The following is a 25,287-nucleotide window of genomic DNA, read 5'->3' on the forward strand; positions in this document are numbered from 1 at the left end:
CGGTGGACCTCGACCTCGCCCAGGTCCGGGCGTTCGTCGTGACCGCCCAGGAACGCCACTTCGGGCGGGCCGCCCAGGCGCTGTTCCTCACCCAGCAGGCGCTGTCGAAGCGGATCCGGAAGCTCGAGGACACGCTCGCGACGCCGTTGTTCCTGCGCACCAACCGGTCGGTGGAGCTCACCGCCGACGGCGAGCGCTTCCTCCCGCACGCCCGCGAGCTGGTCCGGGTGGCCGACGCGGCGGTCGCCGCGATGGGCGCCGACGACCGGCCGCTGCGCCTCGACGTCGTCGACTTCCGGCTCTCGCCGATGTACCTGCTGCGCCGGCTCGCCGCGCGGGAGCCGGCGCTGCGGATCGACCGGGTCGCCGGCAGCGGGTTCGCGAACGCCGTCGAACCGCTGCTGTCCGGGGAGCTCGACGCCGCCGTCGGGCGGGTCACCGGCTTCGGCCGGCCGCTGCCCGACGAGCTGGAGCACCGCCCGATCCGGCTGGAACCGCTGGTCGCGCTGCTCGCCCCGGAGCACCCGCTGGCCCAGCAGGACGTGCTGCCGCTCGCCGACCTGCGCGCCGACGGGATCTGGCTGCCCGGGTCCGGCGGGGCCGCCGAATGGCTGTCCTACCTGCAGGAGCTGTGCGGCCGCTTCGGCGTGCCGATCGACGACTCCGGCGTCAGCTACGACCTGCGGCACACCCTCGAGCAGACGCGGTACGGCAAGCGGCACGTCACCCTCGCGGGCGCCGACATGGAGCTCGCGCCGGACCTGAACCTCAAGGTGCTGCCGTTCGAGCCGTCCCCGCTGTTCCCGTGGTCGCTGGTCTGGCGGCGCGGGAAGGCGCATCCGGCGCTGCGGCGGTTCCTCGCCCTGGCCGGGCGCACCAGCCGCGAAGAGGACTGGTGCGCCTACGACCCGGCGCACGCCTGGTTGCCGGAGGACGACCTCAGGCTCGCAGCCGCCGCGCGAACCAGTCGCTGAACGCCGCGTCGACGCGGGCCGCTGCCGGCGTCCCCGGCGCGAACTCGTGCGCCATCCCCTCGACCGTCACCAGCTCGGTCCCCAGCTTCTCGCGCAGCGCCTCGGCCGGCTCGCGGACGGCGGCGTCGTCGGCTTCGCCGGTCACGATCAGCAGCGGCGCACCCAGTTCCCCGGCCCGGCGCACGAAGTCGTAGCGGTCGGCGACGGCCCGGGAGCGCGGGCTCCACGGATACGTGACGTCGAAGAGCCGCTCGTTGCGGCCGATCACCGGTGCCAGCCGGGCGACGGGGCTGACCACCGCGGCGGCCTCGACCGCGACGTCCCCGCGGGCGAGCACCTCCAGCGCGACCAGCGAGCCCGCCGAGCCACCGAAGACGCCGAGCGGACCGGCCGCGCCCGGGAGCCGGCTCCGCAGCTCGGCCAGCGCCGCGGGGAACTCCGCCACCGCCTGCTCGGTGACCGGCTCGAAGACATTGAGCACCGCGTCCTCGCTCGCCCGCCGGAACAGCTCCGCCGGGCCGCCTTCGGGCAGCCTGGCCCCGGTCAGCGGCAGGCCGAGGTACACCCGCCAGGCCTGCAGGCCGGTCATCGGCACCGCTTCGGCGAACGCCTGCTCGCTCGCGGGCACCTCCATCAGGTGCCAGCCCGCCACCAGCGCGGCCGGGGCCGCCCGGTCCGGCGGCGGCAGGGCCACGAACGGCACCCCGGCCACGACCCCTTCGACGGTTTCCTGCTCGGCGATCCGCATCCCGCTTCTCCCTGTCTCTCGGCTGTCTCCAGCCAACCGCCGGACCGCGGGGCGGGTCCAACAGCCGTTGCGGCTCCCACGACAACCGGTGGTTGTGGCCGCGGGTGCCCGGAGAGGCGGCCGTTCGGGCAGACCTGCCGGCTCCGGTGAGCGGGGGTGGTCCGTTCGGGCGCCCGAACCGGACGTAAGGTGCATCCCTACGGCGGTGCCCGCCCCACGGAGCCCCCGCCAGGGTGAACAGCGGATCGCCGGGAAACCGGCCACGCACCGCCCGCCGAAATGGGCCATGACATACCGGGGAAACACAGCTGTCACCCATTCGCCAAACGAGCGCCGATACTTAGCATCGCTGCGTGACCAGCAGCGGCCCACGGCGAAACGTCATTCGCCTTTTCGTGCAATTCGTGTCGGTTGCGATCGTCACGATGTGGACACAGAGTAGTGAGGCCGCCTGTGCACATGACGGGCGAGAGGGATATCTTCCTGCCCTAACCTAGCCCCTGTGTCGGGGGCAACGCCTACCGGCGGCTGGTTGGTCATGGGAGGTAGTCGGTGTCAGGAGTGCGTTTTGGACGGGTTCTCGCCCTCGCGGCGGCGACGTCGCTTGCGCTGGCGGGCTGCGCCGGCGGCAGCAGCTCGTCGGGCAGCGGTGACAGCAGCACGCTGAAGATCGGGTTCATGGGCGACCTGACCGGGGAGAACTCCGGGATCGTGATCCCGCCCAACAACGGCGCCAAGCTCGCCATCGACGAGTACAACGCCACGAACCCCAAGGTGAAGCTCGAGCTGAAGAACTACGACAGCCAGGGCAAGCCGGAGCAGGCCACCTCGCTGGTGCAGACGGCGATCGGGACGGACAAGATCACGGCCCTGATCGGCCCCGCGTTCTCGGGTGAGTCGAAGGCCGTCGGCGGCGTCCTCGAGCAGGGCAAGGTCCCGAGCGTGTCGCCGTCGGCGACGAACCCGGGCCTGGCCGCGAACGGCTGGAAGTACTGGCACCGCGTCGTCGCGAACGACAACGACCAGGGCCCCGCGATCGCGAACTTCCTCATCACGGCGAAGTCGCCGAAGAACGCCTACGTCATCTCGGACGACCAGGAGTACAGCGTCGGCCTCGCGGACGCGTTCGAGAAGACCTTCAAGGAGAAGGGCATCACGACCGAGCGCGACAAGTTCGCCAAGGACGCGTCGGACTACTCCTCGACCGTGCAGAAGGTCAAGGCCGCCAACCCGGACGTCATCACCTTCGGTGGTTACTACGCCCAGGGCGGCCGGCTGCTCAAGCAGCTCCGCGACGGCGGCGTGAAGGCCATCTTCGCCACCGGTGACGGCTCGCTCGACCCGCAGCTGGTCTCGGGCGCGGGTGCCGCGGCCGCCGAGGGTGCCGTCGTCGGCTGCCCGTGCAACATCCCGGACGCCGGCGCCAGCAACGAGTTCGCCACGAAGTACAAGGCCAAGTTCAACGTCGACCCGGCGATCTACGCCACCGAGGGCTACGACGCGGCGACCGCCATCATCAACGCGGTCAAGGCGGGCAACACCACCGGTGAGAAGATCAACGACTTCCTGAAGACGGAAGACTTCAAGGGCGCGTCGAAGCAGATCAAGTTCAAGGACAACGGCGAGCCGCAGACCAACGCGATCTACGTCTACCAGGTCGTCGGCGGGGTCATCAAGAACCTCGGCGCCTCGACCGAAGCCAAGATCACCGGCTGACGGAGCTAGACACACCTAACGGGAGCGGGGGCGCTGTGCTCGGACACAGCACCCCCGCTCCCCGCCAATGTGGCGACCATCCTCGCCCCGTCAGGTAAGGCAACTACGTCATGTTCCAAGATCTGCAGAGCCAGTTTCTGGGCAGCACCATCGGCGGCCTGGTAGCCGGCTCCATCTACGCCCTCATCGCCCTCGGCTACACGATGGTCTACGGCGTGCTGAGGCTCATCAACTTCGCGCACTCCGAGATCTTCATGATCGGGACGATGACGTCCCTGTTCATCCTCGTCACCATCGCGCCGACGGCGCCGTTCACCATCTTCTCGATGATCGGCATCCTGCTCCTGCTGATCGTCGCTTCCGCGCTGGTCTCCGGCGGGTCCGCGATCGTGCTGGAGCAGCTCGCGTACCGGCCGCTGCGCAAGAAGGGCGCGACCCGGCTCGCCGCCCTGATCTCGGCGATCGGTGCGTCGCTGTTCCTGCAGGAGGCCTTCGGCCTGAAGATCATCCCCTGGCTCTTCGACAAGCCGGGCCGAGTCCAGCAGCCCGCCCCGCGGTTCGTCCCGCACGAGGAGCTGTTCCGCATCGGCAACGGCGTCGTGCGCACCGACCACGTCTTCGTGATCATCGGCGCGGTCATCGTGATGGTGGTCCTGGACCAGCTGGTCAGCCGGACCCGGATCGGCCGCGGCATCCGCGCCACGGCCCAGGACCCCGAGGCCGCCGTCCTGATGGGCGTCAGCATCGACCGCATCGTGCGGATCACGTTCCTGCTCGGCGGCGCGATGGCGGGCGTCGCCGCCGCCCTGTTCGTCATGGAATACGAGAACACCGACTACCGCATCGGGTTCCTGCTCGGCATCAAGGCGTTCACCGCCGCGGTGCTCGGCGGTATCGGCAACCTGCGTGGCGCCCTGCTCGGCGGGATCGTGCTGGGCCTCGTCGAGAACTGGAGCTCCATCTTCCTCGGCTCCGCCTGGAAGGACGTCACCGCCTTCGTCGTCCTGGTGCTGGTCCTGATGTTCCGGCCCACCGGCATTCTCGGTGAATCGCTGCAACGGGCACGCGCATGAAGGGTGAAGAAGTGGCTCCGAGCAACGGAAACCCCGCGCGCGGCGGTTTTCACCCCATCGACGGGATGCGGGACTGGTGGGCGGACGCCCCCCACTGGCAGCGTTACGGCGTCTACCTCGCGCTGATCGTGCTCGCGCTGATCCTGCCCGCTCCCTGGGTCGGATCGTTCATGTCCCCGGACTCCGACTGGACGACGGTGCTGATCTTCCCGGTCGGCACGTACATCCTGCTGGCCGTCGGCCTCAACATCGTCGTCGGCCACGCGGGCATGCTCGACCTCGGTTACGTGGCGTTCTTCGCGATCGGCGCCTACACGTGGGCCTCGATCGGCACGAGCTACGGCTGGTCGTTCTGGCCGACCGTGCTGCTGGGCATCTTCCTGGCCTCGGTGTCCGGGGTCATCCTCGGCGCACCGACGCTCCGGCTGCGAGGTGACTACCTCGCGATCGTGACCCTCGGGTTCGGGGAGATCGTCCGGATCACCGCGAACAACACCGACTCGATCGGCGGCGCGCGCGGTATCACGAACGTCCCGCACCCGGAACCGATCTTCGGCGTCGAGTTCTTCCTCGACCCCGCGCCGTACTACTACCTGATGCTCTTCGCGATCGTGCTCGTGATCGTGTTCTCGGTGCGGCTGAACAAGAGCCGCGTCGGGCGGGCGTGGGCGGCGATCCGCGAGGACGAGGACGCGGCCGAGCTGATGGGCGTGCCGACGTTCAAGTTCAAGCTGCTCGCCTTCGCCATCGGCGCCATGATCGGCGGGTTCGCCGGCACGATCTACGCGAGCAAGGCCGTGTTCATCGAGCCGAACAACTTCCCGTTCATCCTGTCCGCGACCATCCTGGCCGCGGTCGTGCTGGGCGGCTCCGGCAACCTGCCCGGTGTCATCATCGGCGCGTTCGTCATCGCGTGGCTGCCCGAGCGGTTCCGGTTCCTGTCCGAGTACCGCATCCTCATCTTCGGCTTCGTGCTGGTGCTGATGATGGCCCTGCGGCCGGAGGGCATCCTGCCGTCCCGCCAGCGCAAGGCCGAACTAAGGGAAGGAACCGGCGGCATGGGCGCGATGGGCGCGGAAGTCGCCGGCCCGGACTCCGAGGCTTCGGCGGAGGTGACCAAGTGAGCCCCTTGCTCGAGTTCGACAACGTGACCATGCGCTTCGGCGGCGTCACGGCGTTGCGCGAGGTCAACCTCAGCATCAACGAAGGCGAGATCTTCGCGCTCATCGGGCCGAACGGCGCCGGCAAGACCACGGTGTTCAACGTGGTCACCGGCGTCTACCGGCCGACCGAGGGCGAGGTCCGGTTCGGCGGCGACCGGGTCGACGGCATGAAGCGGTTCCGCGTCACCAAGCGCGGCATCGCCCGGACCTTCCAGAACATCCGGCTGTTCCACAACATGACGGCGCTGGAGAACGTCATGGTGGGCGCGGACGCGCACCACAAGACCGGTGCGATCAGCGCGGTGCTCGGCCTGCCGGGCCACCGCAAGGAGGAGAAGCAGGGCCGGGAACGAGCGCGGGAGCTGCTCGACTTCGTCGGCATCGGCCGGGTCGAGCACAACGTCGCGAAGAACCTCTCCTACGGCGACCAGCGCCGGCTGGAGATCGCGCGGGCGCTCGCGACCGACCCGAAGCTGCTGCTGCTCGACGAGCCGGCCGCGGGCATGAACCCGGCGGAGAAGAACGCCCTGCAGGCGCTGATCCGCAAGATCCGGGACGACGGCCGCACCGTGCTGCTGATCGAGCACGACATGGGCCTGGTCATGCACATCAGCGACCGGCTCGCGGTGCTCGACTTCGGGCAGAAGATCGCAGAAGGGCTGCCGCAGGAAGTGCAGAACAACCAGAAGGTGATCGAGGCGTACCTGGGGGTGTCCGAAGATGCTTCTTGAGGTCGAGGACATCAACGTCCACTACGGCAAGATCGCCGCCCTCAAGGGCATGAGCATCCAGGTCGGCGAGGGTGAGATCGTCTCCCTAATCGGGGCCAACGGCGCCGGCAAGACCACGACGCTCAAGACGATCTCCGGGCTGCGGCCGCTGACCAGCGGCCGGATCCTGTTCAACGGCCAGGACATCTCGAAGACCCCGGGGCACAAGCGCGTGCTGCTCGGGATCGGCCAGTCGCCGGAGGGCCGGGGCGTGTTCCCCGGCATGACGGTGCAGGAGAACCTCCTGATGGGTGCCTACACCCGCAAGGACGACCTCAAGGCCGACCTCGAGGAGGTCTACGAGCTGTTCCCCGGCTCGCGGAGCGGAAGTCCCAGTTCGGCGGCACCATGTCCGGTGGCGAGCAGCAGATGATCGCCATCGGCCGGGCGCTGATGACGAAGCCGAAGGTGCTGCTGCTCGACGAGCCGTCGATGGGCCTGGCGCCCATGCTGATCGCGCAGATCTTCGACATCATCCGGGAGATCAACAAGCGCGGCACGACGGTGCTGCTGGTGGAGCAGAACGCCCAGCAGGCGCTGAAGCTGTCGGACCGGGCGTACGTGCTCGAAACGGGCCGCGTGGTCCAGAGCGCCCGCGGGTCCGAGCTGCTGAACGACCCGAAGGTGCGGGCCGCCTACCTCGGTGGCGACCTCGGCGTCTGATCGTTTTTCACGGAGAAGGGGCCCGGCGTGTTTCGCCGGGCCCCTTCTTCACAGCTTGATGTCGGTGCCGTTGAGGTTCTTCATGTCGGTGATGGTGGGACCGCCGAAGGCCCGCAGCGTCACCGGCTTCCGGTCCTTGGGGATGTCCCAGTACAGGTCGAACTCGACGCGCACGCCGTGCCCGAGGTCGAACTGGCCCGGCTGGCGCTTGATCAGCATGGCCTGCTCTTCCGGCGGGCGGGCGGCGCCCTGGTCGTCGACCAGCAGCTGCCGTTTCGTGTCGAACAGCACGCTCGAGGTCCCGGTGTTGGTGATGACGAGCCGCAGCCGGACGAACTGGCCCTTGGCGGGGAACTCGGTGTGGCTCCCGGTGATGCTGGGCAGCCCGGCGGCCAGGCCGATCAGGGTGAACTCGGTGTCGCCGTTCTTCGCCGGCGGCAGCTTGAGGGCGGTCTCGTCGGGCCGGACCTGGCGCGGCGGCAGCTCGTAGGTCGTCGGCGCGGGCGTGCTGGGCTCGTTCGCCGCACAACCGGCCGCCAGTGCCAGGACGACGACGGCCAGCAGGCGGAGTTTCACGCTCGTGATTCTGCCCGCCGGCCGTCGGTCCGGCTAGCTCCCGATGCTTTCGACGACGGCCTCGGCGACGGCCTTCATCGTGGTCCGGCGGTCCATGGCGGTGCGCTGGATCCAGCGGAAGGCGTCGGGCTCGGTGAGCCCCTGGCGGCTCATGAGCAGGCCCTTGGCGCGATCGATGACCTTGCGCGTCTCGAGCCGGTCGGTGAGCCCGGCGACCTCGGCCTCGAGGGCCTGCAGCTCGGAGAACCGGCTGACGGCGAGCTCGATGGCGGGCACGAGGTCCCGCTTGGCGAACGGCTTGACGAGGTAGGCCATGGTGCCGGCATCCCGCGCGCGTTCGACGAGGTCGCGCTGGCTGAAGGCGGTGAGGATGACGACGGGCGCGATCCGGTCACCGGTGATCTTGGCCGCGGCCTCGATCCCGTCGAGCTTGGGCATCTTGACGTCGAGGATCACGAGGTCGGGCTTGAGATCGGTGGCCAGCGCGATGGCCTGCTCGCCATCCCCGGCCTCCCCGACCACTTCATAGCCCTCTTCACGCAGCATTTCGACGAGGTCCAGCCGGATGAGCGCCTCGTCTTCCGCGACGAGCACCCGACGCTGCGGCACGGTGGCGACACCGTTGGCCTCGGTAGCCTGATCGGTCACCGGGGTCCTCCTGAAGACTCGGCGGGACGGTCGGTTTCGCGGCTTCCCGCGAACCTGAAGCCTACCGGGAACGATCCAGAAGAAGAGATGGCGTTCACCACGTAGTGGCGGGCGCGACACTCCGCCCCGGTAACGGCCGGGGTCCGGTGATCCCGTAGAGTCGCTGCGTCACGCCCCCGTAGCCCAACTGGCAGAGGCAACGGATTCAAAACCCGTCCAGTGTGAGTTCGAATCTCACCGGGGGCACCCGGTTTCGCGGGCTAGCGGCCTGCAGCCCGACGAACAGCAGGACAATCGCCAGGGTGGTTTCTGGCCGAGTTCTTTGTGGTGCGCCTGCCTGCTACTGATCCAGGCCGGCACCAGGGCCCCAATCAGGTGGTTGGCGAGGTTGACCGGCCGTGCCTGAGGACGTCGTTCACCGTCTGCCTTTCGGTCGTGGTCGTGCAGTCGGCGCGGGCAACGCACCGGCAGTCAGATGCGGGACACCTCGGCGTCGACGGCCTCGCGCTGCGCGGCGGCGAGTGCACGGGACCGGATGGCCAATCCGATGGTGCGGGTGAGCAGCATCGCCACGGCCATGAAGATCAGGGCATCCGTGATGGCGGCCGCCGGGATGGCGTTGTCGATCAGCCAGCGGCCGAGCCGGATGGGGAACCAGTGCATCGCACCGTAGGAGAACGCCGCCCGGGCCCCGATGACCACCACCCACAGCGCCGCGTAGCCCCACCCCGCCGCGGTGGCGTTCTTGCCGGTGTCCGGGTTGTGGTTGACCCGGATCAGGGCCAGGGCGATCAGTCCGCCGACGACACCGGCCGCGACACCGGCGATTTCCAGGGTGAGCCCGTTGCCCTGCGTGGTGACGCTCTGCATGAACAGAGGGACGATCAGGGCGGCGAGCAGGATCGGCCGCACGAGCCGACTCGCCGTGAGCTTGCGGCTACGGCCGAGGTCGGCCTGCAGGACCGCGGCCAGCACGGCCGCGTTGACGATCTCGGCTTGGACGAGAGGGGACATCGCGCACTCCAACCGGTCGGAATTGTTGTCCTTTCCAGACTGACGCGCGGACGCGAACCGGACATCGGACTCCGGTACGGTTCGTCTCCGGCTCCGGTATGGCCCCGGCATGAGGGCGGCGGCCGAAGTTCATACCGCTCGGACCAACGTTCCCTCTTTCGGTTCGACGTTCCCCCACCCGAAAGTTTCTAACGTGGACGGTGCGTGGTACACGAGCACGCGCAATTCGCCGGAAAGGGACCAGGCGTGGACATCCACTCGGCCACCGTCCGAAGCTCCGGTCGCGGCACGGCCGCGACCGGGGATACTGAGCAGATGATGCGGTGGGTCACCTGGGCCGTCCGAGCTGCGGCTCTGGTCGGTGTCGGGGTGTCCGTGTTCACCGCGCACACCGTTTCGGTGGCGGTGATTATCGCCTTCGTCGTCGCCGGTTCGATGATGGTCCTGTGGGCCGTCATCGAGAACCCCGCCACCGAGCGAGCACAGTTCGGCCGGCTGCTGCCGTACGCCCTGGCCGCGGTCACCGTCGTCTGTGGCGTTGCCGCCGTGTCGCCCACCGGCGGGGCGCTGGTCTTCCTCGGCTTCATCGCCACCATCTCGGCCGGCAGCGACACCAGCCTGACGGCCGGCTGGACCATCACCGGACTGGGGGTGCTGGCGGTCGAGATCACCAGCCTCGTCACGCAGACCAGCGGCTGGATCACCATCGGATACCCGGCGATCCTGTTACCCGGCCTGCTGATCGGCTACAACCGCCGGTCCTACCGGGTCCAGGCCGAGCAATCCGCCGTACTGCTGGCCAAGGCCGAACAACTCCGCGACGAACGCGCACGCGTGGCCACGCTGGAAGAGCGCAGCCGCATCGCCCGGGAGATACACGACGTCCTGGCCCACTCGCTCGGTGCCCTGGGCGTGCAGCTGCGGGCCGCCGGCGCGGTGCTCACCGACCAACGCGACATCGACCGCGCCGTGGACCTGCTGGATCAGGCACAACGGCTGACCAAGGACGGCCTCGCCGAGACCCGGCGCGCCGTGCACGCACTCCGCACCGACACGCCACCTCTGCCCGACGGGCTGGCCGATCTCGGTGCGTGCCACGAACGCCGCCACCACACCCCGGTTACCGTGCGTGTCGACGGCAGCGAACGGTCGCTCACCGCGGACGCCGGCCTCGCGTTCGTACGCACCGCACAGGAAGCACTGGTCAACGCGGCCAAGTATGCTCCACGACAGCCGATCGCCATTCACCTCGACTACGGTGACGGCGACACGACGATGACAGTTTCGAACACAATGTGTGACGGGGTCGGCGATATGGACAGCGTCAACGCAGGATACGGGCTGGCCGGCATGCGCGAACGCCTCATGCTCGTCCGCGGGAGCCTGACGGTCGGACCGCACGCGGGCACGTGGATCGTCAACGCCCGGGTCCCGCAATGAGCGCCCAGCCGCACCCGCTGCGCATCATCATCGCCGACGATCAGGCCAGCGTCCGCGAAGGGCTCGTCCTTCTCCTGGGGCTGCTCCCCGACTTCGAGGTGGTCGACTCGGCCGCCAACGGTCGCGAAGCCCTGGACCAGGTCACCGCGCACCAGCCCGACGCCGTCCTGCTCGACCTGCACATGCCCGAACTCGACGGCGTGGACACCACCCGGCGGCTCGTCCAGCACCATCCCGGGGTCGCCATCGTCATCCTCACCACCTACCGTGACGACGCTTCCGTCCTCGCCGCCCTGCGGGCCGGGGCCCGCGGCTATCTCACCAAGGACGCCAGCCGCGAAGAAATCGCCCACGCACTGCGCAGCGCGGCCGCGGGCCTGGCCGTGCTCGATCCGGACGTGCAGCTGACCCTGCTCAACGCGGCCGACCATGGCGGTCCGGCCGACGTCCCCATCCCCGAACCGCTCCGAACCCTGCCCGACGGGCTCACCGCCCGCGAAGGGGAAATCCTCGCGATGATCGCCCGCGGCAAAACCAACCCGGACATCGCCCGCGAACTCGTGCTCAGCAGCCACACGATCAAGAGCCACATCAACCGGATCTTCGCCAAGACCAGGTCGGGCGACCGCGCCGCCGCGATCCGCTACGCGCGGGAGCATCACCTGGCGTAGCTCACGGACGGTGGTCCGCCGCGCGCGCCACCCGGAGATCCGAACCGGAGCACTCGGAGCGGGCACGCTGTGGGCGGCCTTCTCTGAAGAGAGTCAACAAACACGTGCAGATCCGAGTGAGCCGGGCAGCAACCCGGAAGGGTTGCCTGCGCGTCCCCGCCCCGTCGGTCGTCCCGCAACGATGTACCCGGTCGGACGGACTGGACGGTCGAGCGATCATTCAGTGGAGGGTGTGGTGGAGTTCCGGCGGACCACCCATCTCGTACCGGAGCGAAGCCGGCGCGCTGCCATCGATGTCGGTGACGCCGAGATGTGCACCGAGCTCGGCTCCGATGAGTGCCCGGCCGGAGAAGGACATCAGGTTCTCTTGCCGGTACAACGCCGCGATGACGCGTCCGGTGAACCGGGCCGACTCCCGTTTGGTCTTCGGTCGCTTGTCCGCGGGCAAGGACTCGAGATAGGCGCTGGCCCGTTCGGTGTCGAGGCCGCCCATCCAGATCGACACAGCAGCCACGCCGTGTGGTCGCAACTCCTTCGCCATGTCGGCTGCCATCTTGTCCGCACCGGCCTTCTGCGCCCCATAAGCGGGGCCCTGGTGGTACGAGACCGCACCGTAGTGCCCCGTGTTCACGATGAGTCCGCGCTTGTTGGCGATCAGCAGCGGCGCCGCGTAGTACGCGGCAACGTAGTGCGATCGGAGCCCGACCGAGATCAAGTCGGCCGCCTCGAGCGGCTTCTCCCAAAAGCCGCCAGGGCCGGTGATGCCGACGAGCTTCGCGGCGTTGTCGACCAAGACGTCGAGCCGGACGTGCTCGGCGTGGACACGGGCGAAGAGCTCACGCACCGCCTCGTCGTCTTCGTGGTCGACCGCCACGGCGACCCCACTGCCCCCGGCCTCACTGACCAGTTGCGCTGTTCCGAAAATCGAACCACCGTAGGGCGAATCCTTACCCGACGTGCTTCGTCCGGTCACGTACACGGTCGCGCCGGCCTCGCCCAACGCCGTCGCGATTTCTTTTCCAGCGCCCCGGGTTGCGCCGGTCACCACGGCAATCGGCTTGCTGATGACACACCTCCTGGTGTTCGTCCTGGGTCTCACCGAGCGGCCTCACGCACCCGGACCCGCTGGACGTCACACTCCGGCAAACCGTCAGTGCCATCTCCGATCCGGTGAGGCGGTCGATCAGGACAGGGCGCGCTTGTGAACCTTGCCCGTGGCGGTCAGGGGCAGCTCGCTCTGCACGATGATGTGGCGCGGGTACTTGTACTCCGCGAGGCGTTCCCGCGCGAACGCCGAAAGTTCGCCGACGTCGATCCGGTGCCCGATCCGGGGAACCACGTAGGCGACGACCTCTTGACCGAGCCGCTCGTGCGGCTGACCGACCACCGCGGTCATCGCCACCGCCGGGTGGTGCAGCAGCACCTGTTCCACCTCCGCCGGGTACACGTTGTAGCCACCGCGCAGGATCAGGTCCTTGACCCGGTCCACGACGTAGAGCCACCCGTCCTCGTCGAAGCGGCCCAGGTCCCCGGTGTGGAACCAGCCGTCCCGGATCGCCTCCGCCGTCGCTTCCGGACGGTTGAAGTAGCCCAGCATCACGCAGTGGCCACGGACGACGATCTCGCCCACCGTCCCCGCCGGCACCCGCGTGCCCGCACGATCCACGACCTGGATGTCGACGCCCCACACCGGCTTGCCCACCGACGCCGGGCGCAACGGCTCGTCCCACGGACAGAATGTGACCGTCGGACTCGTTTCCGACAAACCGTATCCCTGCTGGATCTGCAGTCCGCTCAGTTCCTTCACCCGCTCGAACACCGCCACCGGCAACGGGGCGCCGCCGGAGGTGATCAACCGGATCGTCTCGGCCGCCTTGCGCAGCCGCACCCCCTTCGGGTCGGCCTGCAGGAACGCCTGGAACATCGAGGGCACCCCCGCGAACAACGTGACCCGGTGCTCCACCAGCAGGTCCAGCGCAGTGCCCGGCTCGAACCGCGGAAGCAGCACGAGCGTCCCTCCGGTGTGGACGTTGCCGTTCAGCACCGAGGTTTGCCCGAAGATGTGGTACAGCGGCAACGCCACCAGCGCCACATCGTGCTCGTGCCGCGGGATCAGCAGATCCTTCATCCGCGCGTTGAGCAACAGGCTCACGTGCGACAGCGCGGCACCCTTCGGGGTTCCGGTGGTTCCGCTGGTGTAGATGATCACCGCCGGATCCTCCGCCCCCGTCGGTTCGCTGTCCGCTTCCCCTGGACGCGGCGCCAGCAGCTCCGCCAGCCCACTCAGCGCGACCACCTCTCGCACACCCGCGGCCACCGCCGCCCGCCGCGCGTTCTCCAGCACCGGCAAGTGCTCGGTGCCCTCCCAGGCGAACACCATCACCGCACCGCTGTCGCCGAAGACGAACTCCAGTTCACGCTCCTTCAGCAACGGATTGAGCGGAACCACCACGACCCCGGCCTTGAGCAATCCGTAATACACCACAGGGAACTCCGGGAGGTTCGGGCAGATCAGCACCACCCGGTCACCAGGACGCACCCCCCGCGCCCGGACCAGCTCCGCGACCTGCCGGGCCCGGCGATTCAGCTCCGCGTAGCTGTACACCTGCTCGCCGCAGACCACGGCGGCCCGGTCCGGATGCAGCCGGGCGGCCGAATCCAGCACTACCGACAGATTCAGCATGAACTATCTCCTGTCTCAGCACACCCAGTACCGATAGTGGTTACTATCGCAACAGTAGATGCAATCTCCAATTGCCATAGTGTCCACTATCCGAGTAGTCTCCTGGACATGACCACGGAAGAACCGCGACGACAGAGACTCACCCGGGCGGAGGCGAAGGCGCGGACCCGGAAGCTGCTGCTCGAAGCCGCCGCACAGACCTTCGCCAGGAAGGGGTACGCGGGCTCGTCCGTCGAAGAGATCGCCGAGGCGGCCGGGTTCTCGATCGGCGCGCTGTACTCGAACTTCGGCAACAAGGAGGAGCTGTTCCTCGAGTTGTCGACCACGTACAACGCCGACCGCATCGCCGAAGCGTCCGAGGTGCTGCTCGATCAGGACGCGGATCCGGTGCAAGCCGTCAACGAGGTGAGCCGGCTGCTGGTCGACGCCGCCGACAAGGACACCGACTTCTCACTGCTGCAGGCCGAGTTCTGGCTGTATGCGGTCCGGAACCCGCAGGTGCTCGACCAGATGGCCACGCGGATGCGGACCCCGAGGGCGGCGTTGGAGCAGCTGGTCGGGAAGTCGCTGGAGACCATGCCGGCCCCGGCCGAGGCCACCCCGAAAGCGGTGGCGACCATCGTGGCCGCGTTGTTCGAGGGGCTCGTCCGGCAGCGGCGGATCGACCCGGACCAGGTACCGGAGGAGCTGTTCGGCGCGGCACTGCGCTGGCTGTTCAGCGGAATCGAGGTGTCCGGCCGGGAGAAGAAGGTCGCCGCACCGGCGAAGCGCAAGCCGGCGAAACGACCCCGCCAGGGCTGACGCCCGTCCCGAGCCCACCGAGCGGGCTTTGCCCTGCCCGCTCGCAATCCACTGCCGCGGTTTTCCCGCCGGGGCACCTTCCTCGCCTTTCGTGCGCCCTTTTCCCGTGGGCCGCGCCCAACTTGGAGAGCCATGACCGAGACGATGCTGGCCGGCCGCCTGGACCGGAAAACCCGGCGATTCCAGGTCGAAGAAGTACCGGTGCCCACGCCGGAGCCGGACGAGGTACGGATCGCCGTCGCCGCCGCAGGGGTGTGCCTGTCGGACCTGCACCTCATCGACGGCACGTTGAACCCACGGGGCACGGCGTCCGCCGTCACCCTCGGCCACGAGGTCGCCGGCCGGGTGGAGGCGCTCGGCGAGGCCGTCCCCCCGGGTGTCCACATCGGACAGCGGGTGACCCTGCAGGCCGGCCAGTCGTGCGGCCGGTGCGACGATTGCATCCGGCGGCAAACCTGCCCGCGCAGTCTGACGCGGGGCGTGCACTACGACGGCGGCTGGGCGGAGTACGCCCTGGCCCGGGTCGACACCCTGGTTCCCATTCCCGAGCACCTACCCTTCGACCAGGCCGCGATCATCCCCGACGCCGTCTCGACGCCCTATGCCGCCATCACGGCGACCGCGCAGGTACGGCCGGCTCAGTCGGCGGCCGTATGGGGTGCGGGCGGACTGGGCGCACACGCGATCCAGGTGCTCAAGCTCGTCGGCGCGGCACCGATCATCGCGATCGACCCCCTGCCCGCGGCACGGCGGAGAGCACTCGCGTTCGGCGCCGACGTCGCGCTGGACCCCGGCGCGGAGGACCTCGTCACCCAGGTGCGCGACGCCACCGCCGGCCGCGGCGTCGACTACGCCTTCGACTTCGCGGGCGTGGCCGCAGCCCGCGACCAAGCCGTCGCCGCGCTGGCCCCAGCAGGCGCCCTGGTGCTGGTCGGGCTCACCCCCGAACCGCTCTCGATCAGCGACAGCACGACGTTCTGCGCGCGGAAGAACCGGCTGCTCGGCCACTACGGCTCGGCTCCGCAGCACGTGGAAGAGCTCGTCGCGATGACCGCGACCCGCCGCCTGGGCTTCTCCGACTCCATCAGCGGGCACATCAAGCTCGCCGACGCCGAGGATGCGGTGCACCGCCTCGCCCACAAGAGCGGGGACCCCGTTCGCCTGGTCCTGGTCCCCTGACCGCATCCCACCGGCACCAGTCATCCGAACCGACGAAACGGATCGCACATGCCCGATCAACCACTCCTGGTGTCGGCCCTCCAGCTCGTCGACGGGCTCGGGGGTCCGCCTGTTCAGGACGCCGGCGTCCTGGCCGGCACGGACGGCACCATCACCTGGGCCGGCCCGCTGACCGAGGTACCGGCTCTTCCGGAGAACTGCCGCCACATCACCATGCCCGGCACCCTGCTGCCGGGGTTCATCGACACCCACGTCCACTTGGGGCTTCCGGGTGGCGGCCTCAACGCCGCGATGCTGTTGATCGAACCGCCACCGGTCCGCGTGCTGAAGATCGCCGCGGCGATGCGAGCCACCCTCGAAGCAGGCGTCACCACCGTTCGAGACCTCGGCTTCCTCGGGCCGAGCCTGGCGAAGATGGCCACCACCGGCGCCACTCCCGCACCACGCCTGCTCAACGCGATCGCGATGCTGAGCGGGACCGGCGGGCACGGCGACTTCCCCCTCCCGCACGCCATCGACCAGGCCGAGCTGTTCCGCGTGCTCGACCTGCGGCTGGCCGTGGCCGACGGTCCCACCGAAGTCACCAAGGCAGTGCGCGAGCTGATCCGGGACGGCGCTCAGGTGATCAAGGTCGCCGCCAGCGGCGGAATCAGCACTCCTGCCGACACTCCCGACGACATCGGGCTCACGCTCGAAGAGCTGCGTGCCGCGGTCGAAGCCGCGCAGGGCCGGGGCCGGACCGTCGCCGCCCACGCGATCGGGACGGAAGGGATCGCCCTCGCCGTCGAGGCGGGTGTGCACAGCATCGAGCACGGCAACGGGCTCACACCCGGGCTGGCCGATCGGATGGCCCGCCAGGGCACCTTCCTGGTGCCCACTCTGGCGGTGATGGAGCAGACCGGTGACCCTGCCGTCATGGGTCATCACGCCCACGCGAAGGCGGGCCGGTGGCGCGAGGCCACCGAAAAGGCCCTTCCGACGGCCATCGGCGCGGGCGTGCGGATCGCGACCGGCACCGACGCCGGGCTGGGGATCCGCCACGGCCAGAACCTGAGCGAACTGTCACTGCTCGTCCAGGCAGGTCTGTCCGCCATGGACGCGATCGTCGCCGGGACCAGGACCGCGGCCGAGGTGTGCAGCCTGGGAGACCGCATCGGCACGGTCGAACCCGGCAAGCTGGCCGACCTGGTCGTCGTCGCGGGAGATCCCCTGGCGGACATCACCCTTCTCCGGGACCCGGCCAACATCACACTCGTCGTGCAGGAGGGGCGCGTGGTCAAGCATCCGGAATCCGCGCACTGACGCCACAGATCCGGCCGGCGAGATGTAAGGAATGAGTCATTCACCTCGTCCGACGACATGAATGAGTCATTCATGTCGTCGGGCCGACCGCCCGCCACCTCCCGTCCCGTGATGGTGACTTCGCGGTGCACGATGTCACTACCGGCGAACGCCTCCTCGAACGGCACGGCACGCTTGGCGCGGAGACTGCGCACTAACGGGAGGTCCTGCAGCGTGATGCGTTCGGGAAGCACCGCGAGGATCTCGGCGATGTAGCCACGGAGGAGCCTTTCGGGTGCTCAGCGCAGGCGGCGGAGGGTCTCGCGGGTGAGGTCGGCGATCGTGGGGTAGCCGTCGACGGCCATGACGAGGTCCGCCTCGGCCAGGAGGGCGCGCAGGACGTGGACCACGCCGTCGGCGCCGCCCAGAGCCAGTCCCCACGTGTACGGCCGCCCGACGCCGACCGCGGACGCGCCGAGAGCCAGTGCCTTGACGATGTCGGCGCCGGAGCGGATTCCCGAATCGAAGAAGACCGGGACAGGACCGGCGGCGTCGACGACTTCGGCGAGACAGTCAAGGGCCGGCAGGCCCCCGTTGGCCTGCCGGCCGCCGTGGTTGGAGCAATAGATGCCGTCGACCCCACCGTCGATCGCGCGGCGGGCGTCGTCGGGATGCTGGATGCCCTTCACCAGCAGCGGCAGCTTCGTCAGCGAGCGCAGCCACGGGAGGTCGTTCCAGGTGAGGGGGTTGCCGAACACCTGCGCCCACAGGCCGATCGCCGCCATCGGGTCCTCTTCCGGCGCCTTGCCCAGCCGGGCGCGGAAGACCGGGTCGGAGAAGTAGTTCGCGAGGCAATGACCGCGCAGCTGAGGGAAGTTGGCCGTGGACAGGTCACGGGGCCGCCAGCCGGTGATCCACGTGTCGAGCGTGACGACGATCCCGTGGAAGCCCGCCGCTTCGGCGCGCCCGACCAGCGAAGCGGCCAGGTCGCGGTCAGTGGGGGTGTAGAGCTGGAAGAAGCCGGGCGTGTCACCCAGCTCGGGCACGACCCGTTCGAGAGGGTCGGCCATCAGCGTCGAGGCGACCATGGGGACACCGGTCCGCGCGGCCGCGCGTGCGGCGGCGACGTCGCCGTGGCCGTCCTGGGTGCAGATGCCGGCCACGCCCACCGGTGCCATGAACAACGGAGAGGGCCATCGCGTCCCGAACAACTCCACCGACAGATCACGCTGCTTCGCACCGACGAACATCCGCGACATCAGGCCCCACTTGCCGAACGCCTCGACGTTGGCCCGCTGCGTGGTCTCGTCACCGGCCCCGCCGGCCACATAGGACACCACCGACGGCGGCAGCGCTTCCGCCGCGCGACGTTCGAGCTCGGCGTACGCCATCGGCATCGGGGGCAGCCGCCCGGCCAGGCCGCCGAAGTAGATCTCGTTCTGGAAGTCACCGAAGGCCGGTGGTCGCGGAGCGTTCACGGCGGACCCCTTTTCTGATCACTCAACGAAACCCTAATCAGATAGCGGTTGATATGCAACCAGTGTATCCAATTGACATAGTACTTGCTATCTGAGTAGCGTCGGTCCTGCCGTACTGCGACCGGCAAACGACGAGAAGGCGGAGAAGCGATGACCAACCCCGGCAGGACCACCGCGCGACCCGATACTTCCGACACGACCACGAAGACGCGTTCGCGCTTCCTGGCACTCGGCTTGCTCCTCGGCGTTCTTTGGTACGTCAACGGCAGCCGGCCACTGTGGGAACACGCGCTGCGCATGCTCGTGCTCATGATCGTGGTACTGGTCGCGCTGGAATTGCTGGCTCGTCGGCGCTACCACGGCAACGAACGGCCGCACATCCGCCACGGCTGGATCATCGGCGCCAAGCTCGCCCTGCTCGCCGTGGCCGTCGGCGCCGACTGGCTGCTCGCCCAGTGGACTTCTCGCGCAAACCTGATCGTCGCCATCGGTCTCGCCGTGGTCGTGGCCGTCGCAGGCCCTCGATTGGCACACCGCGCCGTCCGCGGACCGGGTAAGTGACCGCACGGGAAAGAGGAACCGCATGCATGTCGAAGTCATCACCAAGGGACTGCCGCTCGTCTTGGCGGCAGTCGCGTTCTCCAGCATGGCGGGCAGCGGCGTGACCACCGCTGCCGCTTCCGCGGCGGAACCGCCCTCCCGTCCCGGCTCCGCCGCGGGCAGCGGCAGTAGTCTCCCGACCGCCCCCGGGCCACCGGGCCCCCTCGTGGACCTCGCCGTCCGGCGGTTGCTGGTCAGCGACCAGGTGGCGACCGCGAAGTTCGGCACCCCGCAGCCGATCGACGACCCGGCTCGTGAACAGCAGGAGCTGACGCAGGTCCGGCAGCAGGCGGTCGCGCTGGGCATCGATCCCGACGCGACCGTGGCGTTGTTCCAGGACCAGATCACGGCGAGCAAGGTCGTGCAGCGAGGGCTGTTCACGCGGTGGACGGCACACCCCGGTCTTGCGCCCACCACGAAACCCGACCTCGGCCGGATCCGCACCCGGCTCGACCAGCTCACGGCCGAGATCCTGAACCAGCTGGCCGACACCGAAACGGTCCGGCGAGCCGACGGCACCTGCCGAGCCGACCTGGCCGTCGCACGAGTCACCGCGGGGGCACTCGACCACCTCGACGGCCTGCACCGGCACGCCCTGTCGATCGCCCTGCAATCGGTCTGTCGAAGCGCCTGAGTGCCGTCGCGCGGGTCTCGTCCGCGCCGCACTGGTCACGATCGCCGGAGCCCCGTACACGACTTCCACCCGAAGGGAATGCCATGACGAACGAAGTGAAGACCGCCAACGGACCGTTGGCCGGGGTGCGGGTGATCGACTTCTCGACCGTGGTGATGGGCCCGTACGCCGCACAGATCCTCGGCGACCTCGGTGCCGACGTGATCAAGATCGAGTCCCTCGCCGACACCGCGCGGGTGGGCCAGTACCGCACCACGCCGGGCATGAGCCCGCTCAATCTGAACGTCAACCGCAACAAGCGCAGCGTCGCCCTGAACCTGAAGGACGCCGGCCAAAATGAACAGGCACTGACGTTGATCGACACAGCCGATGTGCTGATCACCAACGTGCGCCCTGACGCGCTCGCGCGGCTCGGAATGGACCACGCGGCCATCGCGCGACGCAACCCGCGCCTGGTCTACGCCCACGCGCAAGGCTGGCGCAGCGACTCCGACCGCGCCGGCAAGCCCGCCTATGACGAGACGGTCCAGGCTGCGTCCGGGCTGGTCGACCTCGCGCACCGCGCGATCGGCACGCCGGTGTACCTGCCCACGATCCTGGGCGACAAGGTGTCGTCGCTGACCATCGCCTACAGCGTGCTCGCCGCACTGCTGTACCGGGACAAGACCGGCGAAGGCCAGCTGGTCGAGATCCCGATGGTGGACACGCTGATCGCGTTCAACCTCGTGGAGCACCTCGAGGGTCACGTGTTCGAGCCGCCGACCGGCCGGACCGGTCTGCCGGTGTCCATGGGCGCGAACCACCGGCCCGCGCGAACGAAGGACGGCTTCGCCTGTGTGATCCCGTACAGCCCGCGGAACTTCCGGGACTTCTTCACCGCGGCCGGCCGCCCGGACCTGGCGCGGGATCCCCGGGTGAACGGGGACATGCTGGACACCGCCGACCTTCCGTACCTGAGCGAGTGCCTGCACACCTGCGCCCCCGCGCTGACTACCGGCGATTGGGCCGAGGTGTGCGCGAAGCACAGCATCCCGATGGCCCCAGTGCTCGAACTGGACCACGCCCACGAGGACGCCTACATCCGCGAGGGGCACCTGCTCGACACCGTCGAACATCCCACCGAAGGCACCATCCGCACCGTCGGCATCCCCGTGCGCTTCTCCGCCACACCCGCGTCGATCCGCCGGCTCGCCCCACGGCCTGGCGCCGACACCCGGTCGGTTCTCGCCGAGCTAGCGGACCACCTGAGTCACGGGCCCACCGACGAGCAGCGGCAATAGCTGATCGCGGCCATCGAGTCGGCGACGTGAAGAACGTCCACTACGAGGAGAACAGATCGTGAACCAACCAATCGTCACAGAAGACGCACTGGCCGCCGACTTCTACGGCTACGAAGCGCTGCTGCCGGAGAAGGAGCACAAGATCCTGCTGAAGGCGCGCGCCTTCCTGCGTGACGAGGTCGAGCCGCTGGTGAACGAGAACTGGGCTGCCGGCACCTTCCCCCAAGAGCTGCTGCCGAAGTTCCGGAACATCGGCCTCGGCGGGCTGCCCTACGAGGGTTACGGCGAACACCGCCCCCGAACCAGCAGCCTGCTCACCGGCATGCTGGCCATGGAGATGACACGCATCGACGCGTCGGTGGCCACTTTCTTCGGTGTCCACAACGGACTCGCGATGTACTCGATCTACGCCGGAGGCAGTCAGGAGCAGCGTGACCGCTGGCTGCCGGAGATGGCCACGATGGACAAGATCGGCGCGTTCGCCATGACCGAGCCCCTCGGCGGCTCCGACGTGGCCGCAGGCATGCGCACCACCGCGAAGCGCGACGGCGAGAGCTGGGTTCTCAACGGCGCCAAGCGCTGGATCGGCAATGCCACCTTCGCCGACTACGTCGTCGTGTGGGCTCGCGACGTCGAGGACAACAATGTCCGGGGTTTTGTCGTCGAGAAAGGCACCCCTGGCTTCTCGCCGGTGAAGATCGAGAACAAGATCGCGTTCCGCATCGTCGAGAACGCCGAGATCACCCTCGCCGGCGTGCGCGTGCCGGAGGCGAACCGCCTGCAGGGCGTCAACTCCTTCCGTGATGTCGCGAACATCCTGCGCGCCACCCGCTCCGGCGTCGCGTGGCAAGCATTGGGGCTGATGATCGGTGCCTACGAACTGGCACTCGGCTACGCGAAGGAACGCAAGCAGTTCGGCCGCCCGATCGCCCGCTTCCAGCTGGTGCAGGACCTGCTCGTGAAGAGCCTCGGCAACATCACCGCATCCTGGGGGATGCTCGTGCAGCTCGCCCGCCGGCAGGACGCCGGGATCTTCAAAGAAGAACACTCCGCACTCGCCAAGGCATTCGTCACCTCCCGGATGCGGGAGGTCGTCGCCTGGAGCCGCGAGATCTTCGGCGGCAACGGAATCGTGCTCGACTACGACATCGCCCGCTTCTTCGCCGACGCCGAGGCGATCTACTCCTTCGAAGGAACCCGCGAGATGAACACTCTCATCGTCGGTAAGGCCATCACCGGCCAAAGCGCCTTCGTGTAAGTCCTCGGGACCGAGGTCGGCGACGGCGCGAGCCATTGCCGACCCGGCCCGGGACCGGCTGAGTGGCGCCCTGCCGAAGACTCGAACCTGCGCACCCCGCTCACCGCCCGCTCCGCCGCGTCCGGCGCTCCCTCGCCAGCAGCGCGTCGGCTCGGATCAGGAGTCCCTCGGGCAAGGCGATTGGCGTGATAGCTGCCGGAATCTCACCGGGGGCACCCGCAGAACCTCACCGCCAATCCCCTCAGGCGCCCCCAGCAGAACCTCGTCACCCAGCCGGCACCAGCCGGATCCGGACGTCCAGGTTCCGTTCCACCTCGCTGCGGCTGTACAGCAGAGGGAACGACCCGCCCGAGGCCCAGAGCGTGTTCAGGTCGCTGTAGTGCGGGCTGCGCGGGTCTCCCGACTGCCCGGGCGCGTTGATCGCCGCCGAGCCGTTCCAGTTGCCTACGTCCAGGGCCATCTTGAACGTCGCCCCGATGATCTGCTGGTAGGTCAGCGGATGGAAGAACGACGGGTGGATCGTGTGGTACGAACCGCCGACCGGGGTCGGGCCGACGTTCGGGCCGCCCAGCGGGTGCACGAAATCCTGGTGGTGCAGCGATCCCCAGTGCCACGTCGACGTGTCGGTGCCGAGCTTGCCGGCGACGTCGCGGAACGCCACGGGCAGCGTGTCCAGGATCAGCTTGTCGCGCACCGCCGCGCCGTCCGGGCCGAGCCATCCCGTGGGATCCGTGAAGGAGGCGATGACCAGGCTGAAGTCGGGATTGATGGTGCGCACCAGCGCGTCCGCCGCGGCCTGCGGCAGCACCGCGTGCGCCCATGCGTAGTGGAGGTACTTCATGATCCACGTCTCGAACAGCGCGGCCCCCGGCGAATCCACCGACGCGACGCCGTCGTAGCCGCGAAGCAGCTCCAGCGCCTTCGCGGTGTCCGGGTCCGTTGAGGACAGGCCTCGCACGAACTCGAGGAACTGGGTGGCCACCAGCGACTTCTCGTCCTTCTGCAGCGCGAGCGAATCGGCGACGGTCGCGCCCGGGTGGGACTCGATCAGCTCGTCGATGCGCTGCTTGCGGTAGGGCAGCTGCCATTCGTAGTTGGACACCACCGGATAGCCCGGCGGGATGTTGAAGTCGTTGGCCGAGGCGAAGAACCCCGACGCCGGGTTGTACTGCCCCGGCAGCTCGCTGTTCGCGTGGAAGCCGTTCCAGTCGTAGCGCCCGTCACCGGGGACGGGCAGCAGGCCGTCGTAGCCGGCGCCGGTGCGGCGCGGCGTCAGCCCCGCCGGGACGTAGCCGATGTTTCCCCGCACGTCGGCGTAGGCCAGGTTCGAACCGGGCGTGCCCCAATTCCGCATGCCCGCGGTGAACTCTCCGAAGTTCGTGGCCCGCTGATAGTTCAGGCTGCCCAGGTACGCCGAGGCGCCCGGCTGCGTCCACGCCGTGCGGACCGCGAACGCCCGGTGCGCCGCCTCGTCGACCTTGACGACCGGGCCGTGCCGGGTGAAGGACAGGTCCCGGGTGACCGGCGTGCCGCCGCGCACCGGAATGGACTCCGTGACCGTGGTCATCCGCTCCCAGCCGGCGCCGTGGCGGTAGCGGGTGTGGTCGTTCGGGTCGAGTTCGTAGACGTAGAGGTCGGTCTGGTCGATCGGCAGGTTGGTCAGGCCGAACGCGATGTTCTCGTTGTGCCCGATGGCGATCCCCGGGTTCCACGGCTCGCCCGCGCCGGCGAGGTTCAGCCCGGGAGCCGACAACTGCGCGACGTACCGGCCCGACGGCAGGGCGTCCGCGCCGCGGTGCGGGTCGTTGGCCAGGATCGGGCGGCCCGACGCGGTCCGGTCCGGCCCGATCGCCCAGGCGTTGCTGCCGGAGGTCGCGTCGGCGATGTCCTTGGTCTGGAAACCGCTGCCGGTGAAGTTCACCGCAGCGGTCGCGAGGTCGTACACCTTGAGCACGTCGTCCGGCACCGAGCACGGGTCGAGCCCGGCGGGCACCGCCGCTTCGTGGTCCGGGTGGAGGGAGCGCAGGTAGCGACTCGCGTCGGGACCGGCCAGGCAGAACAGCTTCGCGCGGGCGACCTCCCACATCAGGTTTTCCCCGATGGCGTGCGTGCGGATCCGCACCACGTCCTGCGGGCGCCAGCGGGCGGGCTGGTAGCCGAGCTTGGCGAACTCCGGCGGGAGCGCGGAGGGGTTGCGGCCCAGCCAGTCGACGTAGGAGTTGATGCCCTCGGCGAACCGGGTGGCGGCCAGCCTGCCCTCCGGACCGTAGGACGCCCACTCGGCGTCCATGTCGCCGCGGTAGAGGAACAGCCGGGCGGCCCGATCCTGCTCCACATAGGACGGACCGAGCACCTCGCTGAGCGTGCCGAGGCCGCGGCGGCGCCAGGTGTCGATCTGGAACAGCCGGTCACGGGCGATGTTGAAGCCCTGGGCGAAGAAGAGATCGCTCGTGTCGGCCGCGTAGATGTGCGGCACTCCCCACTTGTCGACCAGCAGCTCGGCCGGCCGGTGCAGGCCGGCCACCGCGTACCTCGGGCCGGTCGCCGCCTGCACGCCCGGAACCGGCGCCAGGAGGAGCACGACCAAGGCGACGAGCAGGGCACGGATGGCCGGCCGACGTGTGGCCATGGTGATCT

Annotated in this window: 22 protein-coding genes, 1 tRNA gene and 1 pseudogene; 16 read left to right on the forward strand and 8 right to left on the reverse strand. The window is 69.0% G+C overall.

All coding sequences use genetic code 11. From position 1 onward, the window contains the following. The first annotated feature begins 2 nt into the window (after window positions 1–2). A complete protein-coding gene (locus QRX60_RS47560) occupies window positions 3–974 on the forward strand; it encodes a LysR family transcriptional regulator (protein ID WP_285998046.1) in 972 nt (323 codons plus the stop codon). On the opposite strand, the gene QRX60_RS47565 is transcribed toward QRX60_RS47560, so the two are convergent. Then, window positions 940–1,722 carry an alpha/beta hydrolase family protein gene (locus QRX60_RS47565; RefSeq protein WP_285998047.1) on the reverse strand — a complete coding sequence of 261 codons (783 nt, stop codon included), beginning with the start codon at window positions 1,720–1,722 and terminating at the stop codon, window positions 940–942. The two genes, QRX60_RS47560 and QRX60_RS47565, sit on opposite strands and share 35 nt — an antisense overlap. 561 nt (window positions 1,723–2,283) lie before the next feature. Here QRX60_RS47565 and QRX60_RS47570 point away from each other — a divergent pair. The 5 genes and pseudogenes from QRX60_RS47570 to QRX60_RS47590 all read left to right on the forward strand — a co-directional run bounded on the left by QRX60_RS47570 (window position 2,284) and on the right by QRX60_RS47590 (window position 7,107). Further along, window positions 2,284–3,438 (forward strand): branched-chain amino acid ABC transporter substrate-binding protein, encoded by a 1,155-nt coding sequence (locus QRX60_RS47570; protein ID WP_285998048.1) that lies wholly within the window; start codon window positions 2,284–2,286, stop codon window positions 3,436–3,438. 110 nt (window positions 3,439–3,548) lie between these two features. After that, on the forward strand, window positions 3,549–4,511 hold the full coding sequence (locus QRX60_RS47575; protein ID WP_285998049.1) for a branched-chain amino acid ABC transporter permease: 963 nt from the start codon (window positions 3,549–3,551) through the stop codon (window positions 4,509–4,511). Further along, a complete protein-coding gene (locus QRX60_RS47580) occupies window positions 4,508–5,635 on the forward strand; it encodes a branched-chain amino acid ABC transporter permease (protein ID WP_332845810.1) in 1,128 nt (375 codons plus the stop codon). The genes QRX60_RS47575 and QRX60_RS47580 overlap by 4 nt, the downstream gene beginning before the upstream one ends. Beyond that, a complete protein-coding gene (locus tag QRX60_RS47585; protein WP_285998051.1) occupies window positions 5,632–6,405 on the forward strand; it encodes an ABC transporter ATP-binding protein in 774 nt (257 codons plus the stop codon). Before QRX60_RS47580 ends, QRX60_RS47585 begins: the two co-directional genes overlap by 4 nt. Further along, window positions 6,395–7,107 (forward strand): annotated as a pseudogene (locus tag QRX60_RS47590) (ABC transporter ATP-binding protein). Before QRX60_RS47585 ends, QRX60_RS47590 begins: the two are co-directional and overlap by 11 nt. Window positions 7,108–7,155: 48 nt before the next feature. Here the strand turns inward: QRX60_RS47590 and QRX60_RS47595 are convergent. Further along, entirely contained in the window at window positions 7,156–7,683 is a 528-nt protein-coding gene (locus QRX60_RS47595) for a DUF4352 domain-containing protein (protein ID WP_285998052.1), read from the reverse strand. Window positions 7,684–7,716: 33 nt separating this feature from the next. Continuing rightward, window positions 7,717–8,331 carry an ANTAR domain-containing response regulator gene (locus QRX60_RS47600; RefSeq protein WP_285998053.1) on the reverse strand — a complete coding sequence of 205 codons (615 nt, stop codon included), beginning with the start codon at window positions 8,329–8,331 and terminating at the stop codon, window positions 7,717–7,719. A gap of 172 nt (window positions 8,332–8,503) precedes the next feature. On the opposite strand from QRX60_RS47600, the gene QRX60_RS47605 reads away from it, so the two are divergent. Next, window positions 8,504–8,577: transfer RNA gene (locus QRX60_RS47605), tRNA-Leu, on the forward strand. Window positions 8,578–8,802: 225 nt separating this feature from the next. On the opposite strand, the gene QRX60_RS47610 is transcribed toward QRX60_RS47605, so the two are convergent. Beyond that, entirely contained in the window at window positions 8,803–9,345 is a 543-nt protein-coding gene (locus QRX60_RS47610; RefSeq protein WP_285998054.1) for a hypothetical protein, read from the reverse strand. A 246-nt stretch (window positions 9,346–9,591) separates the two neighbouring features. On the opposite strand from QRX60_RS47610, the gene QRX60_RS47615 reads away from it, so the two are divergent. Beyond that, window positions 9,592–10,785, forward strand: a complete 1,194-nt coding sequence (locus QRX60_RS47615; protein ID WP_285998055.1) for a sensor histidine kinase — start codon at window positions 9,592–9,594, stop codon at window positions 10,783–10,785. Next, entirely contained in the window at window positions 10,782–11,456 is a 675-nt protein-coding gene (locus QRX60_RS47620) for a response regulator transcription factor (RefSeq protein WP_285998056.1), read from the forward strand. The genes QRX60_RS47615 and QRX60_RS47620 overlap by 4 nt, the downstream gene beginning before the upstream one ends. A 220-nt stretch (window positions 11,457–11,676) precedes the next feature. Here QRX60_RS47620 and QRX60_RS47625 read toward each other — a convergent pair whose 3' ends face one another. Both QRX60_RS47625 and QRX60_RS47630 read right to left on the reverse strand, forming a co-directional pair. After that, window positions 11,677–12,501 carry an SDR family NAD(P)-dependent oxidoreductase gene (locus QRX60_RS47625; protein ID WP_285998057.1) on the reverse strand — a complete coding sequence of 275 codons (825 nt, stop codon included), beginning with the start codon at window positions 12,499–12,501 and terminating at the stop codon, window positions 11,677–11,679. A gap of 138 nt (window positions 12,502–12,639) precedes the next feature. Next, window positions 12,640–14,139 (reverse strand): long-chain-fatty-acid--CoA ligase, encoded by a 1,500-nt coding sequence (locus QRX60_RS47630; RefSeq protein WP_285998058.1) that lies wholly within the window; start codon window positions 14,137–14,139, stop codon window positions 12,640–12,642. Window positions 14,140–14,247: 108 nt separating this feature from the next. On the opposite strand from QRX60_RS47630, the gene QRX60_RS47635 reads away from it, so the two are divergent. The 3 genes from QRX60_RS47635 to QRX60_RS47645 all read left to right on the forward strand — a co-directional run bounded on the left by QRX60_RS47635 (window position 14,248) and on the right by QRX60_RS47645 (window position 17,421). Continuing rightward, complete coding sequence (locus QRX60_RS47635) at window positions 14,248–14,940, forward strand: TetR/AcrR family transcriptional regulator (RefSeq protein WP_285998059.1); 693 nt, start codon at window positions 14,248–14,250, stop codon at window positions 14,938–14,940. 132 nt (window positions 14,941–15,072) lie between these two features. Next, window positions 15,073–16,119 carry a zinc-binding dehydrogenase gene (locus tag QRX60_RS47640; RefSeq protein WP_285998060.1) on the forward strand — a complete coding sequence of 349 codons (1,047 nt, stop codon included), beginning with the start codon at window positions 15,073–15,075 and terminating at the stop codon, window positions 16,117–16,119. A 48-nt stretch (window positions 16,120–16,167) separates the two neighbouring features. Then, window positions 16,168–17,421, forward strand: a complete 1,254-nt coding sequence (locus QRX60_RS47645) for a metal-dependent hydrolase family protein (RefSeq protein WP_285998061.1) — start codon at window positions 16,168–16,170, stop codon at window positions 17,419–17,421. A gap of 278 nt (window positions 17,422–17,699) precedes the next feature. Here the strand turns inward: QRX60_RS47645 and QRX60_RS47650 are convergent, their stop codons facing one another. Further along, window positions 17,700–18,878 carry an alpha-hydroxy-acid oxidizing protein gene (locus QRX60_RS47650; RefSeq protein ID WP_285998062.1) on the reverse strand — a complete coding sequence of 393 codons (1,179 nt, stop codon included), beginning with the start codon at window positions 18,876–18,878 and terminating at the stop codon, window positions 17,700–17,702. Window positions 18,879–19,028: 150 nt separating this feature from the next. Between QRX60_RS47650 and QRX60_RS47655 the strand changes: the two genes are divergently transcribed. The 4 genes from QRX60_RS47655 to QRX60_RS47670 all read left to right on the forward strand — a co-directional run bounded on the left by QRX60_RS47655 (window position 19,029) and on the right by QRX60_RS47670 (window position 22,650). Next, entirely contained in the window at window positions 19,029–19,439 is a 411-nt protein-coding gene (locus QRX60_RS47655; protein WP_285998063.1) for a hypothetical protein, read from the forward strand. Window positions 19,440–19,461: 22 nt separating this feature from the next. Next, entirely contained in the window at window positions 19,462–20,112 is a 651-nt protein-coding gene (locus tag QRX60_RS47660; protein ID WP_285998064.1) for a chorismate mutase, read from the forward strand. Window positions 20,113–20,195: 83 nt separating this feature from the next. Next, window positions 20,196–21,392 (forward strand): CaiB/BaiF CoA transferase family protein, encoded by a 1,197-nt coding sequence (locus QRX60_RS47665; RefSeq protein ID WP_285998065.1) that lies wholly within the window; start codon window positions 20,196–20,198, stop codon window positions 21,390–21,392. An 88-nt stretch (window positions 21,393–21,480) separates the two neighbouring features. Next, window positions 21,481–22,650 carry an acyl-CoA dehydrogenase family protein gene (locus tag QRX60_RS47670; RefSeq protein WP_286003845.1) on the forward strand — a complete coding sequence of 390 codons (1,170 nt, stop codon included), beginning with the start codon at window positions 21,481–21,483 and terminating at the stop codon, window positions 22,648–22,650. A gap of 265 nt (window positions 22,651–22,915) precedes the next feature. On the opposite strand, the gene QRX60_RS47675 is transcribed toward QRX60_RS47670, so the two are convergent. Continuing rightward, window positions 22,916–25,279 carry a penicillin acylase family protein gene (locus QRX60_RS47675; RefSeq protein ID WP_285998066.1) on the reverse strand — a complete coding sequence of 788 codons (2,364 nt, stop codon included), beginning with the start codon at window positions 25,277–25,279 and terminating at the stop codon, window positions 22,916–22,918. Between the last annotated feature and the right edge of the window lie 8 nt (window positions 25,280–25,287).

The sequence above is a fragment of the Amycolatopsis mongoliensis genome (assembly GCF_030285665.1).
Taxonomy (GTDB): Bacteria; Actinomycetota; Actinomycetes; order Mycobacteriales; family Pseudonocardiaceae; genus Amycolatopsis; species Amycolatopsis mongoliensis.

Excerpts from the sequence above, each read along its gene's own strand:
- QRX60_RS47580 (WP_332845810.1), top strand. The coding sequence starts at position 4,508 with ATGAAGGGTGAAGAAGTGGCTCCGAGCAACGGAAACCCCGCGCGCGGC.
- QRX60_RS47655 (WP_285998063.1), top strand. The coding sequence starts at position 19,029 with ATGACCAACCCCGGCAGGACCACCGCGCGACCCGATACTTCCGACACG.
- QRX60_RS47645 (WP_285998061.1), top strand. The coding sequence starts at position 16,168 with ATGCCCGATCAACCACTCCTGGTGTCGGCCCTCCAGCTCGTCGACGGG.
- QRX60_RS47610 (WP_285998054.1), bottom strand. The coding sequence starts at position 9,345 with ATGTCCCCTCTCGTCCAAGCCGAGATCGTCAACGCGGCCGTGCTGGCC.
- QRX60_RS47575 (WP_285998049.1), top strand. The coding sequence starts at position 3,549 with ATGTTCCAAGATCTGCAGAGCCAGTTTCTGGGCAGCACCATCGGCGGC.
- QRX60_RS47565 (WP_285998047.1), bottom strand. The coding sequence starts at position 1,722 with ATGCGGATCGCCGAGCAGGAAACCGTCGAAGGGGTCGTGGCCGGGGTG.
- QRX60_RS47665 (WP_285998065.1), top strand. The coding sequence starts at position 20,196 with ATGACGAACGAAGTGAAGACCGCCAACGGACCGTTGGCCGGGGTGCGG.
- QRX60_RS47640 (WP_285998060.1), top strand. The coding sequence starts at position 15,073 with ATGACCGAGACGATGCTGGCCGGCCGCCTGGACCGGAAAACCCGGCGA.
- QRX60_RS47635 (WP_285998059.1), top strand. The coding sequence starts at position 14,248 with ATGACCACGGAAGAACCGCGACGACAGAGACTCACCCGGGCGGAGGCG.
- QRX60_RS47620 (WP_285998056.1), top strand. The coding sequence starts at position 10,782 with ATGAGCGCCCAGCCGCACCCGCTGCGCATCATCATCGCCGACGATCAG.
- QRX60_RS47660 (WP_285998064.1), top strand. The coding sequence starts at position 19,462 with ATGCATGTCGAAGTCATCACCAAGGGACTGCCGCTCGTCTTGGCGGCA.
- QRX60_RS47630 (WP_285998058.1), bottom strand. The coding sequence starts at position 14,139 with ATGCTGAATCTGTCGGTAGTGCTGGATTCGGCCGCCCGGCTGCATCCG.
- QRX60_RS47675 (WP_285998066.1), bottom strand. The coding sequence starts at position 25,279 with ATGGCCACACGTCGGCCGGCCATCCGTGCCCTGCTCGTCGCCTTGGTC.